Origin of the sequence: Streptomyces sp. NPDC016469 (assembly GCF_040632905.1) — a bacterium.
Lineage (GTDB): Bacteria > Actinomycetota > Actinomycetes > Streptomycetales > Streptomycetaceae > Streptomyces.
Genome location: NZ_JBEYCQ010000005.1, coordinates 102,914 through 117,565, shown reverse-complemented (window position 1 = coordinate 117,565; position 14,652 = coordinate 102,914). Strand labels below are relative to the sequence as shown.

Genomic DNA, 14,652 nt, shown 5'->3' with positions numbered 1-14,652 from the left:
GGCGAGTTGGCGTGCGGCCCGGCCGGGCCCGGTCGCTTCACCTCTCGTGCGCACCGCTCACGACCGCCACCGCCCACGTGGCCGTCCCGCCCCGCACCCGCATACGGAGCGCCTGCGTCTCCGCCTCGCTGTAGACACGCCCCACGGTGACGACCCCGTTGCAGGCGACGCGGCTGGGATCGGCCTCGGGCCGGTCGGCGTCGACGATCGTCACCCGGCCCTTGCCCGTGCAGCGGGCGTAGACCGTGTAGACGCCCTGCCCGGGCGTGAACCGCTTGAGGTCGAGTTCGGCGGAGCCGTGCGTCTCGGGGACGTATACGGCTGTGTGCGCGGGGAGTCCGAGGCCGGCCGCGCGCGACGAGGGCCGCGGGGCCGGGCTTCCGGCGCGCTTCTGCGGCGCGTGCCCGGCAGCCCCGCTGCAGCCGGCGGCAAGGAGAACGGCCGCGGCGGCGGCGAGAACGGGAAGGTGCCGGTTCATGCGGTTCTCCTCAGGTCGGCAGGGCCCTGCTCAAGGAGGTGTACGAAAGGCCAGGCGCCGTTCCAATCCGTTGCGAAGGCGCGCCGACGCCCCCTGTAGCGAGCCGAGCCGGCGGACCTCTGCCGCCGTCAGCTCCGGGCGGTCCGCCAGCGCGAGCACCGCCGCGTAGGGGCGTTCGCCCTCGGCGAGCATGGCCGCTACGGCGTCGAGGACGCCCCGCAGGACGGCCCGGTCGGCGCGGGGGGGCTCGGCCAGCAGGAGCAGGAGCTTGTTGTCGTTCCAGGGGCTGTCGCGGGTCCCGGTCAGTTCCAGCAAGGTGCCGGGCACCGTGGCCGGGTTGGCGGCCAGTGCCTGGCGGACGAAGACGTACGGGCTGCGCGCCAGTTGGTGCAGGGCGGCGCCGTCGGTCCCGGCGCGCGCCGCTTCCAGCCAGTCCGCAGGCGTATGCATGCCCATCGCCCCGCCTCCCCTGCGCCCATCCTGCCATCCCTCGCCGCCCTTGCGTCTCCCCCAGGGGGAGACCCCAAGCTGGCCCCATGGACGGCGACGCGCTTCACTCGATCGGGGAGCTGGCCCGGCGGACCGGGCTCAGTGTGAAGACGATTCGGTACTACTCCGATCGCGGGATCGTGGCGCCGACCGCCCGCACCCCGGCCGGCTACCGCCGCTACGGCCCCGACGCCGTGGCGCGCCTCGCGCTCGTACGGACCCTGCGGGAGCTCGGGCTCGGCCTAGACACGATCCGCAAGGTGGCCGACCGGGAGCTGCCGTTGCCCGAAGTCGCCGCGGCGCACGTGGAGGCGCTGGAGGCGCAGATCCGCGTCCTGCGCCTGCGGCAGGCGCTGCTGGCCGCCGTGGCCGAGCGCCGGCTCACCCCTGAGGAGACCGATCGCATGCATCAGCTCGCCCGGCTCACCGACGACGAACGCCGGCGCCTCGTCGCCGACTTCCTCCACGCGGTCTTCGACGGCCTCGCGCTCGACGGCGTCGCCCGCACCATGACCCCCGAAGTGCCCGAGGCGCCCGACCCCGACCCCGACCGGGCCCGCGCCTGGGCGGAGTGGGCCGCGCTGGCCCAGGACCCCGCATTCCGCGCCGGCCTCCGGCGGACGCTCCGGGATCTCGCGGCCGAGCGGCCCCGGGGCGGCCTCCCCCGCCGTGACTTCACCGCCGCCGTACGCGCTCTCGTCGCCCCCGCCCTGGCCGCCGGCCTCGACCCCGCCTCGCCCGACGCGGATCCCGTCGTCGCGGCCATCACGACCGAGCACGCCCGCGCCGACGGGCTCCTCCCCCGGCTCCGGCGCCTCAACGACCCGCGCCGTGACCGGTACGCCGAGCTGCTCGCCGTGATCAACGGCTGGCCCGCCCCGGAGAGCACGGGCCCCGCACTCGACTGGGCCGCCGAGGCCGTACGCGTACGACTGGCGTAGACCAGGAGACCTGCGTCACACCACGCACCCCCGTGTCACAGCCGCGCCCGCTGTCTCGTCCCGGGAATGAACGCACCACAGCGATCCCGAGGAGCACCCGATGAACGCACGGCTCAACTACTTCACGAACCCCGTCGCCGGCAAGGCCCTCAAGTACTTCATGGCCTGCGGCCGGGAGGTGAAGGACCTGCCGCTCCCCACCACGACGCAGGAGCTCGTGGCCCTCCGCGTCAGCCAGATCAACGGCTGCGCGGTCTGCATCGACATGCACACCAAGGACGCCGTCGCGGGAGGGGAGAGCGCGGTGCGGCTGAATCTCGTCGCGGCCTGGCGGGAGGCCACCGTGTTCACCGACGCCGAGCGCGCCGCCCTCGCCTTCGCCGAGCAGGGCACGCGTACGGCCGACGCGGCGACCGGGGTGGACGACGAGACCTGGGCGTACGCCGCCGAGCTGTACGACGAGGAGCAGCTCACCGCGCTCGTCATGCTGGTCTCGTTCATGAACGCGGTGAACCGTCTGAACGTCATCACGCAGCAGCCGGCGGGCGACTACGAGCCCGGCACGTTCCACTGACCGTCGCCGCGTACACCGATCACGGGAAGGGAACCGGCATGGGCAAGGCCGAGGAGTTCGAGGAGCTTCGGGCGCTGCTGTTCTCGATCGCGTACCGCATCCTGGGCAGCGTCGCCGAGGCGGAGGACGCCGTCCAGGAGACCTGGCTCCGTTACGACGCCTCGGCCACCCGGCCGGAGTCGGTGAAGGCGTTCCTGTCCACCACGGTGACCCGGATCGCGATCGACGTGCTGCGGTCGGCCCGGGTGCGGCGGGAGGAGTACGTCGGCCCGTGGCTGCCCGAACCGCTGCTGGACGACCCGTACGCGGACCCGGCACGCGCCGCCGAGCTGGCGGACTCGGTGTCGATGGCGTCGCTGCTCCTCCTGGAACGGCTGAGTCCGCTGGAGCGGTCGGTGTTCGTGCTGCGGGAGGTCTTCGCCTTCGGCTTCGGGGACATCGCGGCGGCGGTGGGCCGCTCCGAGGCGGCCTGCCGCCAGCTGCTCGTGCGGGCCCGCCGCCATATGCACGAGGGCCGGCCCCGGTTCGAGGCGGACCGCGCGGAGCAGCGCGAGCTGGCGGGCCGGTTCTTCGACGCGCTGTCCCGGGGCGATGTGGAGGGGCTGCGGAGCCTGCTCTCCGCCGACGTCCAGCTCGTCGGCGACGGCGGCGGCAAGGCCCCGCAGCTGGCCCGAACCGTCGTCGGCGCGGAGAACGCGGCCCGGCTGCTCGCCACGGTCTACCCCCTCATGGCGGAGGCGGGCATCACCTGCGAGCCCCGCGAGGTCAACGGCCGCCCGGGCGCGCTGTTCCGGGTGCGCGACGGCGGCGTGCTCCACATCCTGGCCCTGGACGTGCTGGAGGGCCGCATCCAGACGGTCCACTCGGTGATCAACCCGGACAAGCTCGGCCACCTGGGCCCGGTGGCGGACGCGTGGGAGGCGGACCGCGAGGTGAAGGCGCTGCGCAGGCGGGCCCGCTGAGCGCTACGCGCCCTCGGCGGCCTTCGCCGCGCGTTCGACCTTCGCGCGGTGGGCGTCCCAGAACGCCGCGTCCTGCTGCGGTTCGGCGTACGCGGCCACTCGGCCCGTCGCGTGGTCGAGCTGTTCGCGGAGGATGTCGGCGTGGCCCGCGTGGCGGGCGGTCTCGCCGTGCATGTGGACCATGATGTCGAACAGCCGCACCTCGGGCCGCCCCCACCACTCGACCCGCCCCGGCGCGTCGAGCGCGAGGGCGGCGATCGTCGCATCGGTGTGCGCCCACACCCGCCGGTAGCGCCCGACGATCTCCTCCCGCGACTCCCCCTCGGCGGCCCACATCTCCGGTCCGCCCGGTTCGTTGTCCTGCCACCGGGGAAGCGGCTCGGGGAACGACCGCCCGAAGACCTCCCCGAAGTACCGGGCCTCCCAGAACGACAGGTGCTTGACGAGCCCCAGCAGATTGGTCCCGGTCCAGGTCAGCGGCCGCCGGATGTCGTACTCCCCGAGCCCGTCGAGCTTCCAGACGACGGCCTCACGGGCGGTCCGCAGGTTGTTGTGGAGTCGTTCCTTCATGGCGTCATCGATCATGCGTACCGACTCTGCCATCCGGGGGACCCGTCCGGAACGCCGGACCGATGACTTTCCCGGCCGCCCGCAGTCTGAACCCATGTAAAACCCGCCGCACGTACCCCGAGGACATCATGCGCACACTCATCAGCACCGCCTTCGTCTCCCTCGACGGTGTCGTGGAGGCCCCCGGCGGCGAGCCCGGCTACCGGAACTCCGGCTGGACCTTCAAGGGCATCGACTTCCTGCCCGAGGCGTACGAGATCAAGGGCCGGGAGCAGGAGGAGGCCGGGGCGCTCATGATGGGGCGGGTCAGCTACGAGGCGTTCAGCCCCGTGTGGCCGGGCATGGCGGAGTTCGCGGGCTACAAGGCGATGCCCAAGTACGTCGTGTCCACCACGCTCACCGAGGACGGCCTCGTGGACACCTGGGGCGAAACGCACATCCTGCGCTCGCTGGACGACGTCGCCGCGCTCAAGGAGACCGACGGCGGCCCGGTCATCGTCCACGGCAGCGCCACCCTCAACCACGCGCTCTCCGACGCCGGCCTGATCGACCGCTACCACCTCCTCGTCTTCCCGCTCCTCCTCGGCGCCGGAAAGCGCCTGTTCAGCGCGGCGGACAAGGACACCCGGCACCTGAAGCTCGTGGAGCACGAGGCGTTCCCGAACGGCATCCAGAAAAACGTCTTCGACGTCGTCCGCTGAGGACGCCACCGGCCGCACGGTCACCCCACGACGAGAGGAAGACTCATCATGCGCAAGATCATCGTCTCCACGTTCCTGACCCTCGACGGCGTCATGCAGGCCCCCGGCGCCTCCGACGAGGACGCCGAGAGCGGCTTCACCCACGGCGGCTGGCAGAAGCCGGTGTCCGACGACGAGGTCGGCGCGGCCATCGCCGGCTGGTACGAGGACACCGACGCGATGCTCCTCGGCCGCAAGACGTACGACATCTTCGCCTCGTACTGGCCGTCCGCCGACCCGGCCAACCCGTTCACCGAGCGGATGAACTCCATGCACAAGTACGTGGCGTCCCGCACCCTGCCTTCCGTCGACTGGCAGAACTCCACCCTCCTTGAGGGCGACACCGCCGACGCCGTACGCCGCCTCAAGGCCACCGAGGGCCGCAACATCAACGTCGTCGGCAGCGGCGACCTCGCCCAGACCCTGATGCGCGAGGGCCTGGTGGACGAGTACCGCCTCACCATCCACCCGGTGATCATCGGCACCGGCAAACGCCTCTTCGCCGACGGCGCGATCCCGACCGCCCTGGAGCCGGTCAGCGTCTCGGCGACCAAGGGCGGCACGGTCCTGGCCGTCTACCGGCCTGCGGGACGGCCCACGTACGACAGCTTCTGAGAGCGCTCGCGGGCAGAAGTCGGTGACCGCCGGCAGGGTCGGCCCGCCATCCCCTCGGGCCGCAGATCCCCGTTCGCCTCCGCCCCGCTTCCGGCTCGTGGTTTCCGTGCGGCGTGAAGGTGGAGGCCGAGGTGTCGTGGTCGAGGTCGATCGCCAGGGACGCGACCAGGGCCGTGGCCAGACGGGGGAGCAACGGGAGGGTCGGCACCGAGCCCCCGCCCTCGATGTCGGAGATCTGCGGCTGGGTCATTCCGGCACGACGTGCCAGTTCCGTCTGTGACATGCCGAGCGCCGTCCGCCGGTCGCAGACGGCTTGGCCGAGGGCGCAGGCATACCCGGCTTCGGTGTAGGCGGAGGACTCCTCGACCGTCTCCCCCAGGAGTTTCCGCGTCCTGCGGGTCTTCCACTCGGAGGGTTTCACCGGCGCTCCTCACCGGTCCGCTCGTCACTGTGCTCAGCAGGGCCATGACCGGTCTCACAGGCGTCCTGAACCCGCTGAGCCCGCTCGGCCTCGGCACTCTCCCGCTGACTGGTCTTGCGGAAGACCGTCAGCAGCACGATGCGCTGTTCGGGGGCGAACCGGTACGTGATCCGTACCGCGTTGCCGTCGACTCCGCTCCGTCGGGACGGAAGCCCGCCCGGCTCTTCGGCGCACGCAGTTCGCACCACACCGTCTTCCGGTACGGGGCCTGCTCCACGCCCCACCGCAGGGCGAGCGCGTCCAGCAGTTGGAGTCCCCGGCCCGACGTGCCCTCCGGGCCGGTCTCCCGGAGTACGGGCCACACCGTCGCCGCGGGGTCGCTCACCGCTACCCGTACGCGTCCCGAGGGCGTCGCGCTCACCCGTAGCGCCACCGGCGTGCGCTCCCCCACGTGAGTGATCACGTTCGCCAGCAACTCGCTGACGCACAGCACGAGATCGCCCGCGTCCTCGCCTTCGAACCGCTCCCGCAGTATCTGCCGCACCTCCGGCACCGCCTGCGGGACCGCCAGGAACTCCCATGTCAGCGGCAGCCCGTTCATCCTCCGGCCGCCCTCTGCAGCACCTCGGCCAGCCGGCGCGCGGTCTCCGTATTGCAGTTACCGAGCGCGACGAGCGGCGGCCGGCTCGGCCGACCCGCGAGCGTCAGCGGGTCAACTCCGAGTGACGGCAGCGTGATCCCGTTCGCCTTGAGCGCCGCGCGCAACGCGTCGATCTCCGGGCCGATGTCGTACGGGGCGTGGTCCATGAGGGCAGTCCACCTTTCGGTTGCTTGCTGTGACGAACACCTCACACGCTGCCGCATGGGTCTCTACGGTGGAAGCCGATTCCGCTCCACAGAGCGAGGTGTGAAAGGCGGTCGGCGGTGGCGAAGGACATCGACGGTTCGGCGGGGGTGCCGCAGTTCTACGGGAAGGAGCTGCGCTACCAGAGGGAGGCGGCGGGCCTGACCCTGGAGAAGCTGCTTGAGGGCAGTTATTACGGGGTCCCCATGCTCAGCGCTATCGAGCACGGCGCCCGCCGCATGCCGCAAGATCTCGCGGTGCATGTGGACCGCAAGCTGGGCACGGACTTTTTCGTTCGGCGTTGTGAAGACGTGCGCGAGGCCCAAAGCAAGGGGCACGCAGCGTTCTTCGCCAACGTCGTGGAAGCGGAGGTCCGCGCCCGGACCATCAATGAGTGGTCGGGCAATCTCATCCCGGGACTCCTCCAGACCCCTGCCTACGCGCGAGCCGTCATCCAGGCCACGCATCCTCTGGACACTCCCGAGGAGGTACAGGCAAAGATCGATGCCCGGCAGCAGCGAGCCAAGCTGTTCGCCGACCCCAAGAAGCCCGAATACTGGGTGGTTCTGGACGAGTCGGTGCTCCGCCACTCACTGCTGGAGCCAGCGGAGATGGCCGAGCAGTTGGATCACATCACCGCCCTGGTACAAAGCCGTCGGGTCGTTCTACAGATCCTCCCGTGGAACGCGGCCACCCGCCCCATCAGTGAGATGCCGCTGCTGCTGCTGAACTTCGATGACGAACCCCCGCTGTTCTACACCGAAGGCGCATACCACGGACAGACCATCGATGATCCGGGGCTCGTTAAGCAGTACCGCAACGCATACGATCGCCTCAGGGCCGCCGCGCTGCCGCCGGAGGTGTCCCTGGCCCTGCTGAAGAAGGCGGCTGAGGAGTTCCGGAATGGCCAGCACAACCCTTGATCTGAGCACCACCCGCTGGCGCAAGAGCAGCTACAGCAACGGCTCTGGCGGAAACTGCCTCGAAGTCGCCGACGGCCACCCCGGCCTCGTCCCCGTCCGTGACTCCAAGCGGCCCGACGGGCCCGCGCTCGTCGTCAACGCCGCCGCCTGGGCGCCGTTCATCGAGGCGGTCAAGACCGCCTGACACAGCACCCACGCAGAAGGGGCGCACCCGGAACGACCGGGCGCGCCCCTTCTGCGTGGGCCCGCGCCCCCCTCGCGAACCGCTCGACCAACTCCTCGCTGACACCGGCGTGTTCGCCTTTCTTTATCAGGTCATGCGGCGATTGGATGGGGATTGATCCACTGCCACCCTCCCCTACGCGCCCCGCATACATGTGCCGCGCAAGGGGACAGCAGGCGCCGTGGGTCGCCCCCTTCGTCCCCGAGCGTTCCTCGGAGCTCGATCGCCCATGCTAGGAGCACAACCGAATGCCAGAGCTGCCGAAGCGAAACGTCACCGGACCCGCCGGCTCACGGCCCGCCGAGCCACTGCGGAGCAACGACGCGGCGAAGCTCGATTCCGCCCGTGCCGCGCTGGCTCGGGCGATCGCGGCGCAGCGGGCGGAGGAGGCCGGGAACGCCGAGAGCGCCGGGGATGAGGCGGGCCGGAGCGCCCCGACGCAGAGCCGTCCCGGGGAGTCCGGCGCGCCGGAGTCCTCCGAGGCGGAGGCGCGCGACATATCCCCGGCCGCTCCCCCACGACGTCGGGCGTTCCAGCGACGGGCGCGCGTCCTGGCCGCGGTCGTCGGTGTGGTGGCCGTCGCCGTCGTCGCGGGCGTGGCCGTCACGGCCGGCGGGGGCGCCGAGGGCTCCGGCCGCCGGGCCGCCGCGCCGGCCGAAGGGCCTGTGCGGGCCGGGGGCGGGGCCGAGGGGGGCGGGGACCGGTCGCCGCTGCCCGGGGGTTCGACGGCGGACCCGACGGCGGCCGGCTCCGTGACCCCGTCCGCCACCGCCTCCCCGTCACCGGGCACGAAGCGGCGGAGCACGCCCGGTCCGGGCCGGAGCACGGCGCAGGCGGCGGGGTCCGGCCCGTCGCCGGACGCGAGCGGAGCGGGTACGGACAGCGCCACGAAGCCGGGCGGCGGCAAGGGCGGCGACTCGGCCGAGGTGCGCGCGTTCCCGCTGTCCGTCGAGGCGTCGGGCAAGTGCCTGACGGGCGCGGGGTCCGGGGCGCAGCTCGGCGCGTCCGTCTGCGACAGCTCGTCCGCCCAGTCCTGGAGTGTGGGTGCGGACGGCAGTCTGCGGCAGGGCGGACTCTGCGCGACCGTCACCGGGACCGAGGACCGCACTCCGGTCGTCCTGGCCGGCTGCGACCGGTCCTCCCCGCAGCGCATCGGCCTTTCCGGCAAGGAGCTGGTGTCCGCGTCCACCGGCAAGTGCCTGGATCTCTTCGGAGGGGCGAGCGGTTCCCAGATCGTGCTCTGGGAGTGCAACGGCCGTGACAACCAGCGCTGGCAAGCCGCCTGACCGCCGCGAGAGCAGTGCTGAGGCCCTTACCCGGCCATCTCGACGTCGGACTCCTCGGAGTCGGAGCCGTACTGCTGGCTCCCGTCCGGGCCGGTGCGGTGAACCGTCGCCGGCGCGTACTTCTGGATCAGCTCGTCGAGCTCCTTCTCGTCCTTGACCCCTGCCGCGTTGGCGATTCTCGTGAGTCCGGCGTTCGCGGTTGCCCAGTAGCCGCCGGGTTTCGTCTGGAAGGACAGCTGAGGAAGCTTCTTGTGTTTCGCGATCGACAAGGAGAGGAAGCACGAGGTGCACGGCCTCTTCTTGCCGACGATCGTCGCCGCACCGGTCCAGCCGGCCTGGAGCAGGGCCAGCACCAGCTTCTGCTCCGCGTGGAGTTCTTCGAAGCCGGAATGGATGAAGACGATCTTCCCATCCATGTGCCCGCCCCCGATCGTCGACGCTGCCTCCGTCGCCGTTTGTGCCGTCAACACGCCGTCCTGCACGGCCATGGCAGTGGTCATGAAGGTGTTGACCGCGCCGTCCCGGCCGTTCCCCTCACCGAGGTTGGTCATGTAGTCCGCCGACCTCTTGGCTCTGGCGTCGCTTCCCGCCCCGTCCGAGTCCCGCATGACATCGGCGAGAGTGCGTGTCTGGAGGGTCCGCAGGATCCCGGCAGATGTGCCATTGTCGTTGCAGGCGACAAGGATCCCGCCGCCGACGGACATGACCTGGGTCTCCTGGTTCCCGTCCCCCTCGATGTAGTCCTTTCCGCTGTTGAAGAACCGCCGCGCCACGTGGCGCAGAGCCTGCTCGTCGGCGTCCATACGGCGCTTGGGGCTATTCTCGACGGAATCGGGCCATTTCCCCCCGGCATAGGGCATCTGCGTCCAGTCCGACGTCATCTTGTCCATGGCCCGCTTGGTCGCTGCGGCCGGCACTTCCTTCGTCTTGGTGCGTTGCAGGTGGGGCCGGCCGTGGACCGAGGACGCGCCCTGCCCGGGCTTCGCCGGCGTGCTTTCGGGGGCGTTGACCGGAGGCGTCGCGGCAAGGGCGCGCTTCGCGTTGGCTTCCGCCTCGCGCTCGAAGCGGTCCGCCGGGTCGGAGACCTTGAGCCCGGTGCCGTTGTCGGTGCCGGCGACGGGCCCCTGGCGTTGCTGGATGACGTGGGTCAGCTCGTGGGCGAGGGTGTGCCTGTCGGTGCCGCCGGCGCCGATGACGACATGGTTGCCGGACGTGTAGGCGCGGGCACCGACCTCGGCCGCAGAGGCCGCGGCCGCGGAACCGTCGTGGATGCGCACGTCCGAGAAGTCCGCGCCCAGCCGGGCCTCCATGTCGGTGCGGGTCGCGTCGTCCATGGCCCTGCCGGGGGCTCGGAGCACCTCGTGAACGGTGGACCGTTGCACGGGCGCCGCATCCGTGGTTCCGGCCTGCCAAGCGGCCTGGTGACCGCAGCCGGATCCGTGCTGGTGCCGCTCGGGCCGCTGCTGGACCCAAGGATGGCCGGCCTCTCGGAGCATCTGGACGATGGCCGCGTTCCCGTGCTTGGCCTGCAGGGCCCACAGCCCCTCATGCGGCGCCTGCGGCACGCCCACCTGCTTCGCGGCCGGTGCCCGGAGAGGGCCGGTGGACTTCTTCAGGTTCTCGTGATCACTCAAGGCCCGCTCCGCAGCAACTGAGAATGGCGACGCTTCATGGATACACGGCCGGCAGAGCAGGACTCCAGGCCCGAGAGGGCAACGCAGGGTGACTCGGCAGAGGTTCGCAGGGTGACGTCCATCTCCGGCTGAAGCTGAAGCGAGGGCGGCCGTCGGGGCCCGCCGGACGGCTCCTCGGGCAGCGGAAGGGGCGCGCCCGGAAGAATCCGGGCGCGCCCCTCGGCGTCACCGCAAGGCCGTTACCGGTCGAAGCGCTCGCTCGCCTCGTCCTGGGCGCGCTGGCCGGCGCCCTTCGCGCGGTCGCGGCCCTGCTGGGTCGCGTCCTTCGCGCGGTCGCGGTCCTGGCCCTGGCCCTGGCGCCGGCGGTCCTGCGCCTGGTCCTGCGCCTGGCCCGCGAGGTCCTTGGCCTTGTCCTTGAACTGGTCGGCGATACCCATGCTGTTCACTCCTATGTGGTGCGTGGGGGTGTGGCCCCGGTGGGGCCTCGACCAGATTCACACGGGCCGCCACGCTCCGCATGTCGATCACTCACGCTGCGTACGCGAGGCGCGTTCCTGCTGGTCAGCGGCGCCCCCGGCGCCGACGAGACCGCGGCTCAGGCCCTCCATGCGCGGGCCGAAGCGGCGCATCTCACGCTGGCCGACGACGCCGATGAGGGTCGGCAGGTAGCCGCGTACGGACTGCATGCCGCGCAGCCACCACTGGGCGTAGACGTGGGCGGAGCGGCGCTCGATGCCGGCGACGATGCGGTCGACGGCGGGGCCGAGGGGGTACGTGCGGTTGGTGGGCCACGGGAGGCGCTTCCGCAGGTCGCGCATGACGTCGTCCTCGTCGGCGCCGCGCACCATGTCGGTGTCGGTCCAGGAGAGGTAGCCGACGCCGACCTTCACGCCCTTGTAGCCGACTTCTGCGCGCAGGCTGTGCGCGAACGCCTCGACACCCGACTTGGAGGCGCAGTAGGCGCTCATCATCGGGGCCGGGGTCATCGCGGCGAGGGACGCGATCTGGAGGAAGTAGCCCCGGCTCTCCATGAGGACGGGCAGGAAGGCGCGAGCCGTGACCGCGCCGCCGATGAGGTTGACCTCGATGACGCGGCGCCAGGCGACGGGGTCGGAGTCGACCAGCGGACCGCCGGTGGCGACGCCCGCGTTGGCGACGACGATGTCGATCTTGCCGAAGCGCGCCTTGACGTCCTGGGCCACCCGGACCATTGTCTCATGGTCCGTCACATCGGCGTGCCAGTGGTCGCTTTCACCGTGGAGGCGTGCCGATACCTTCTTCAGCTCGTCGGGTTCGAGGCCGACGAGGGCGAGGATCGCGCCCCGGGCGGAGAGTTTGCGGGCGAGGAGTTCACCGACGCCGCGTGCCGCGCCGGTGACGACGACGACCTGTCCTTCGAGACTTCCCGTGCCGCTCATGCGACCTCCTCCTTGCCCTCGATGTCTGTGGTACCCCGCGCGTCCCGGTCCGGGCCGGACGGCAGGTAGGCGGCCACCAGCTCCCGTATCTTCGCCGTCACGACCTCCGGCGCCTCGACGGGCGTCATGTGCCCCATGCCCGCCAGCTCGGTGAGGCCGAGGCAGTCGGGCAGGGCCGCCGCGAGGGCGCGGGCGTGGACGGGCGGCGTGAGCCGGTCCTCCGTGCCCGCGATGACCGCGGTGGGCACGCGCAACTCCCGTACGCCCTCTTCCAGATCGAGATCCGCGAGGACGTTCCCCCAGGCGACCCGGGGTATGCGGGGGCAGGCGTGCACGATGCGGGCGCAGGTGTCGACCCGGTCGGGGGCCGAACCCGCGCCCATCGTCCCGTACTTCAGTATCCGCCGGGAGACCGGTGTGACCGGTCCGAGGGGGGCGCGCGCGCCGAGGATGGCGCGGGTGAGACGCGTGCGTACGGCTCCGGCGCGCATCGGCACGACCAGCGACTCGGCGAGGAGCCGGGAGCTGCCGGTGCTGCACAGCAGGACGGCGACGGCGTGCTCGCGCAGCTTCGGGCGGCGGGAGGCGGACATGATGGTCATGCCGCCCATGGAGTGCCCGGCGAGGACGGCCTTCTCGCCGGGGGCGAGGGTCGCGGCGAGGACGGCTTCGAGGTCGTCGGCGAGGGCGTCGGTGCTGTAGCCGTCGCGGGCGGCGGCGGGCGAGGTGCCGTGGCCGCGCTGGTCGTAGGCGATGACGCGGTGGTCGACGGCGAGGTCCCGTATCTGGGCGTCCCAGAAGCTGGTGTTGCAGGTCCAGCCGTGGGAGAGGACGACGGCGGGCGCGCCCTCCTGGCCATGGACCTCGACGTGTATGCGGGAGCCGTCGGCGGAGACCGCGAGGAGTTCGCGGGCGGCCGCGGGGCGGCGGCCGGCGACGGGCAGGGGGCGGCTCATCGGACGGCCTCCTCGGAGACGGTGTCGCCGGACGCGCGCTGGGCGGGGAGGGGCGGGCGCAGGACCTGGTACTCGGCCATGTCGACGGTCCGGGTGGCCCTGCGGAACTCGGAGGTGGTGCCGGGCCAGACGGTGGTGTTGCGGCCGTTGGCGTCCAGGTACCAGCTGTTGCAGCCGCCGGTGTTCCAGACGGTGCGCTTCATACGCTCCTGGACGCGGCGGTTCCACGTGTGGACGGCGGAGGGGCGGGCGTCGAGGGCCGCCTTGCCGCCGAGGAGGTTCAGCTGGCGCAGGTAGTCGGCCATGTAGTTCAGCTGGGACTCGATCATGAGGATCATCGAGGAGTTCCCGAGCCCGGTGTTGGGGCCGATGATCGTCATCCAGTTGGGGAAGCCGGCCGCGCTGGCGCCGCGCAGCGCCTGCATGCCGTCCTTCCAGGACTCGGTGAGCGTGATCCCGTCGGCGCCGACGACGCGTTCGGCGATCGGCATGTCGGTGACGTGGAAGCCGGTGCCGAAGATGATCGCGTCGACCTCGGCCTCCGTACCGTCGGACGCGACGACGGTGTTGCCGCGGATCTCGGCGAGGCCGGAGGCGACGACATCGACATTGGGCTGGGCGAGGGCGGGGTAGTACGTGCTCGACAGCAGGATGCGCTTGCAGCCGATGCGGTAGGAGGGGGTCAGCTTGGCGCGCAGGGCCGGGTCCTTGATGGCGCGGGCCATGTTGGACTTCGCTATGCGCTCGACCAGGCCGAGCTGGTCGGGGTGCTTGGTGAAGGCGCTGACCTGCAACTCCCGGATGCCCCAGAGGAGTCCGCGGCGGGCGGTGCCGGTGACGGGCAGGGCGCGGTGCAGCGTGCGCTCCAGGCCGCTGATCTTCCGGTCCATGCGGGGCATGACCCAGGGCGGGGTGCGCTGGAAGAGCGTCAGCTTGCCGACCTTCGGCTGGATCGCGGGCACGATCTGGATGGCGGAGGCGCCGGTGCCGATCATCGCGACGCGCTTGCCGGTGAGGTCGGCGTCGTGGTCCCAGCGGGCGGAGTGGAAGACCTTGCCGGGGAAGTCGGCGAGCCCCGGAATGTCGGGCATCTTCGGGTCGGAGAGCGGTCCGGTCGCGGAGACGACGACGTCCGCGACGACGGTGGTCCCGTCGGCGCTGTCGATGACCCAGTGCAGCTCGTCGTTGTCCCACCGCATCTGCGTCACCTCGTGGTTGAGGCGCAGGTGGGCGCGGAGCCCGAAGGTGTCGGCGACGTGCTCCAGGTAGGCGCGGATGTGCTCCTGCCCGGAGAAGGTGCGCGGCCACTCGGGGTTGGGTGCGAACGAGAAGGAGTACAGGTGGGACGGTACGTCGCAGGCGCAGCCGGGGTAGCTGTTGTCGCGCCAGGTGCCGCCGACGGAACCGGCGCGCTCCAGGATCACGAAATCGGTGATGCCTTCGCGGCGCAGCCGGACCGCGGCGCCGAGGCCCCCGAATCCGGATCCGATCACCGCCACGCGTACATGCTCGTGCTGGGCCATGCTGCCGCCTCCCGCGGTACGTCACACGACTCTGCCAGCAATCACTGGCATGGTT

Annotated in this window: 18 protein-coding genes and 1 pseudogene; 8 read left to right on the top strand and 11 right to left on the bottom strand. The window is 71.5% G+C overall.

The window, feature by feature from the left end:
- Nucleotides 1-37: 37 nt before the first annotated feature.
- Together ABZ565_RS07265 and ABZ565_RS07260 are read right to left on the bottom strand one after the other, a co-directional pair.
- On the bottom strand, nt 38-478 hold the full coding sequence (locus ABZ565_RS07265) for a hypothetical protein (RefSeq protein WP_361021409.1): 441 nt from the start codon (nt 476-478) through the stop codon (nt 38-40).
- Nucleotides 479-508: 30 nt separating this feature from the next.
- Nucleotides 509-934 (bottom strand): hypothetical protein, encoded by a 426-nt coding sequence (locus ABZ565_RS07260; RefSeq protein WP_361021406.1) that lies wholly within the window; start codon nt 932-934, stop codon nt 509-511.
- Nucleotides 935-1,014: 80 nt separating this feature from the next.
- Here ABZ565_RS07260 and ABZ565_RS07255 point away from each other — a divergent pair, with 80 nt between their 5' ends.
- From ABZ565_RS07255 to ABZ565_RS07245, 3 genes are all read left to right on the top strand, one after another.
- Complete coding sequence (locus ABZ565_RS07255) at nt 1,015-1,908, top strand: MerR family transcriptional regulator (protein ID WP_361021403.1); 894 nt, start codon at nt 1,015-1,017, stop codon at nt 1,906-1,908.
- A 100-nt stretch (nt 1,909-2,008) separates the two neighbouring features.
- Complete coding sequence (locus ABZ565_RS07250) at nt 2,009-2,482, top strand: carboxymuconolactone decarboxylase family protein (protein ID WP_361021400.1); 474 nt, start codon at nt 2,009-2,011, stop codon at nt 2,480-2,482.
- A 38-nt stretch (nt 2,483-2,520) separates the two neighbouring features.
- Nucleotides 2,521-3,444, top strand: coding sequence for an RNA polymerase sigma-70 factor (locus ABZ565_RS07245; RefSeq protein WP_361021397.1), 924 nt, complete (start codon nt 2,521-2,523; stop codon nt 3,442-3,444).
- A 3-nt stretch (nt 3,445-3,447) separates the two neighbouring features.
- Here the strand turns inward: ABZ565_RS07245 and ABZ565_RS07240 are convergent, their stop codons facing one another.
- The gene (locus ABZ565_RS07240; RefSeq protein WP_361021394.1) at nt 3,448-4,029 is read right to left on the bottom strand and encodes a DinB family protein; all 582 of its coding nucleotides are present in this window, start codon (nt 4,027-4,029) and stop codon (nt 3,448-3,450) included.
- Between the two features lie 113 nt (nt 4,030-4,142).
- Here ABZ565_RS07240 and ABZ565_RS07235 point away from each other — a divergent pair, with 113 nt between their 5' ends.
- Together ABZ565_RS07235 and ABZ565_RS07230 are read left to right on the top strand one after the other, a co-directional pair.
- On the top strand, nt 4,143-4,715 hold the full coding sequence (locus ABZ565_RS07235) for a dihydrofolate reductase family protein (RefSeq protein WP_361021391.1): 573 nt from the start codon (nt 4,143-4,145) through the stop codon (nt 4,713-4,715).
- A 48-nt stretch (nt 4,716-4,763) separates the two neighbouring features.
- Nucleotides 4,764-5,369 carry a dihydrofolate reductase family protein gene (locus ABZ565_RS07230; RefSeq protein WP_361021388.1) on the top strand — a complete coding sequence of 202 codons (606 nt, stop codon included), beginning with the start codon at nt 4,764-4,766 and terminating at the stop codon, nt 5,367-5,369.
- Between the two features lie 106 nt (nt 5,370-5,475).
- Here the strand turns inward: ABZ565_RS07230 and ABZ565_RS07225 are convergent.
- The 3 genes and pseudogenes from ABZ565_RS07225 to ABZ565_RS07215 all read right to left on the bottom strand — a co-directional run.
- A pseudogene (locus ABZ565_RS07225) lies at nt 5,476-5,790 on the bottom strand (helix-turn-helix transcriptional regulator); the annotation flags it as partial.
- Nucleotides 5,791-5,917: 127 nt separating this feature from the next.
- Nucleotides 5,918-6,391, bottom strand: coding sequence for an ATP-binding protein (locus tag ABZ565_RS07220; RefSeq protein ID WP_361021385.1), 474 nt, complete (start codon nt 6,389-6,391; stop codon nt 5,918-5,920).
- Nucleotides 6,388-6,597 carry a hypothetical protein gene (locus ABZ565_RS07215; protein WP_361021382.1) on the bottom strand — a complete coding sequence of 70 codons (210 nt, stop codon included), beginning with the start codon at nt 6,595-6,597 and terminating at the stop codon, nt 6,388-6,390. Before ABZ565_RS07215 ends, ABZ565_RS07220 begins: the two co-directional genes overlap by 4 nt.
- A 117-nt stretch (nt 6,598-6,714) precedes the next feature.
- On the opposite strand from ABZ565_RS07215, the gene ABZ565_RS07210 reads away from it, so the two are divergent.
- The 3 genes from ABZ565_RS07210 to ABZ565_RS07200 all read left to right on the top strand — a co-directional run bounded on the left by ABZ565_RS07210 (nt 6,715) and on the right by ABZ565_RS07200 (nt 9,066).
- Nucleotides 6,715-7,557 carry a helix-turn-helix transcriptional regulator gene (locus tag ABZ565_RS07210; RefSeq protein WP_361021379.1) on the top strand — a complete coding sequence of 281 codons (843 nt, stop codon included), beginning with the start codon at nt 6,715-6,717 and terminating at the stop codon, nt 7,555-7,557.
- The gene (locus ABZ565_RS07205) at nt 7,538-7,741 is read left to right on the top strand and encodes a DUF397 domain-containing protein (RefSeq protein ID WP_361021376.1); all 204 of its coding nucleotides are present in this window, start codon (nt 7,538-7,540) and stop codon (nt 7,739-7,741) included. Before ABZ565_RS07210 ends, ABZ565_RS07205 begins: the two co-directional genes overlap by 20 nt.
- A gap of 287 nt (nt 7,742-8,028) precedes the next feature.
- Nucleotides 8,029-9,066, top strand: coding sequence for a ricin-type beta-trefoil lectin domain protein (locus ABZ565_RS07200; RefSeq protein ID WP_361021373.1), 1,038 nt, complete (start codon nt 8,029-8,031; stop codon nt 9,064-9,066).
- Nucleotides 9,067-9,092: 26 nt separating this feature from the next.
- Here ABZ565_RS07200 and ABZ565_RS07195 read toward each other — a convergent pair whose 3' ends face one another.
- From ABZ565_RS07195 to ABZ565_RS07175, 5 genes are all read right to left on the bottom strand, one after another.
- Nucleotides 9,093-10,700, bottom strand: a complete 1,608-nt coding sequence (locus tag ABZ565_RS07195; protein ID WP_361021370.1) for a DUF4157 domain-containing protein — start codon at nt 10,698-10,700, stop codon at nt 9,093-9,095.
- A 239-nt stretch (nt 10,701-10,939) separates the two neighbouring features.
- Complete coding sequence (locus ABZ565_RS07190) at nt 10,940-11,137, bottom strand: hypothetical protein (protein ID WP_361021367.1); 198 nt, start codon at nt 11,135-11,137, stop codon at nt 10,940-10,942.
- An 87-nt stretch (nt 11,138-11,224) separates the two neighbouring features.
- Entirely contained in the window at nt 11,225-12,118 is an 894-nt protein-coding gene (locus ABZ565_RS07185) for an SDR family oxidoreductase (protein WP_361021364.1), read from the bottom strand.
- Nucleotides 12,115-13,074 (bottom strand): alpha/beta fold hydrolase, encoded by a 960-nt coding sequence (locus ABZ565_RS07180; protein ID WP_361021361.1) that lies wholly within the window; start codon nt 13,072-13,074, stop codon nt 12,115-12,117. The genes ABZ565_RS07185 and ABZ565_RS07180 overlap by 4 nt, the downstream gene beginning before the upstream one ends.
- Complete coding sequence (locus tag ABZ565_RS07175; protein ID WP_361021359.1) at nt 13,071-14,597, bottom strand: NAD(P)/FAD-dependent oxidoreductase; 1,527 nt, start codon at nt 14,595-14,597, stop codon at nt 13,071-13,073. Before ABZ565_RS07175 ends, ABZ565_RS07180 begins: the two co-directional genes overlap by 4 nt.
- Nucleotides 14,598-14,652 lie beyond the last annotated feature (55 nt).

What these genes read in the sequence shown, in the direction of transcription:
- ABZ565_RS07265 (WP_361021409.1), bottom strand. Translation starts at nt 478, where the DNA reads ATGAACCGGCACCTTCCCGTTCTCGCCGCCGCCGCGGCCGTTCTCCTT.
- ABZ565_RS07260 (WP_361021406.1), bottom strand. Translation starts at nt 934, where the DNA reads ATGGGCATGCATACGCCTGCGGACTGGCTGGAAGCGGCGCGCGCCGGG.
- ABZ565_RS07255 (WP_361021403.1), top strand. Translation starts at nt 1,015, where the DNA reads ATGGACGGCGACGCGCTTCACTCGATCGGGGAGCTGGCCCGGCGGACC.
- ABZ565_RS07250 (WP_361021400.1), top strand. Translation starts at nt 2,009, where the DNA reads ATGAACGCACGGCTCAACTACTTCACGAACCCCGTCGCCGGCAAGGCC.
- ABZ565_RS07245 (WP_361021397.1), top strand. Translation starts at nt 2,521, where the DNA reads ATGGGCAAGGCCGAGGAGTTCGAGGAGCTTCGGGCGCTGCTGTTCTCG.
- ABZ565_RS07240 (WP_361021394.1), bottom strand. Translation starts at nt 4,029, where the DNA reads ATGATCGATGACGCCATGAAGGAACGACTCCACAACAACCTGCGGACC.
- ABZ565_RS07235 (WP_361021391.1), top strand. Translation starts at nt 4,143, where the DNA reads ATGCGCACACTCATCAGCACCGCCTTCGTCTCCCTCGACGGTGTCGTG.
- ABZ565_RS07230 (WP_361021388.1), top strand. Translation starts at nt 4,764, where the DNA reads ATGCGCAAGATCATCGTCTCCACGTTCCTGACCCTCGACGGCGTCATG.
- ABZ565_RS07220 (WP_361021385.1), bottom strand. Translation starts at nt 6,391, where the DNA reads ATGAACGGGCTGCCGCTGACATGGGAGTTCCTGGCGGTCCCGCAGGCG.
- ABZ565_RS07215 (WP_361021382.1), bottom strand. Translation starts at nt 6,597, where the DNA reads ATGGACCACGCCCCGTACGACATCGGCCCGGAGATCGACGCGTTGCGC.
- ABZ565_RS07205 (WP_361021376.1), top strand. Translation starts at nt 7,538, where the DNA reads ATGGCCAGCACAACCCTTGATCTGAGCACCACCCGCTGGCGCAAGAGC.
- ABZ565_RS07200 (WP_361021373.1), top strand. Translation starts at nt 8,029, where the DNA reads ATGCCAGAGCTGCCGAAGCGAAACGTCACCGGACCCGCCGGCTCACGG.
- ABZ565_RS07190 (WP_361021367.1), bottom strand. Translation starts at nt 11,137, where the DNA reads ATGGGTATCGCCGACCAGTTCAAGGACAAGGCCAAGGACCTCGCGGGC.
- ABZ565_RS07185 (WP_361021364.1), bottom strand. Translation starts at nt 12,118, where the DNA reads ATGAGCGGCACGGGAAGTCTCGAAGGACAGGTCGTCGTCGTCACCGGC.
- ABZ565_RS07180 (WP_361021361.1), bottom strand. Translation starts at nt 13,074, where the DNA reads ATGAGCCGCCCCCTGCCCGTCGCCGGCCGCCGCCCCGCGGCCGCCCGC.
- ABZ565_RS07175 (WP_361021359.1), bottom strand. Translation starts at nt 14,597, where the DNA reads ATGGCCCAGCACGAGCATGTACGCGTGGCGGTGATCGGATCCGGATTC.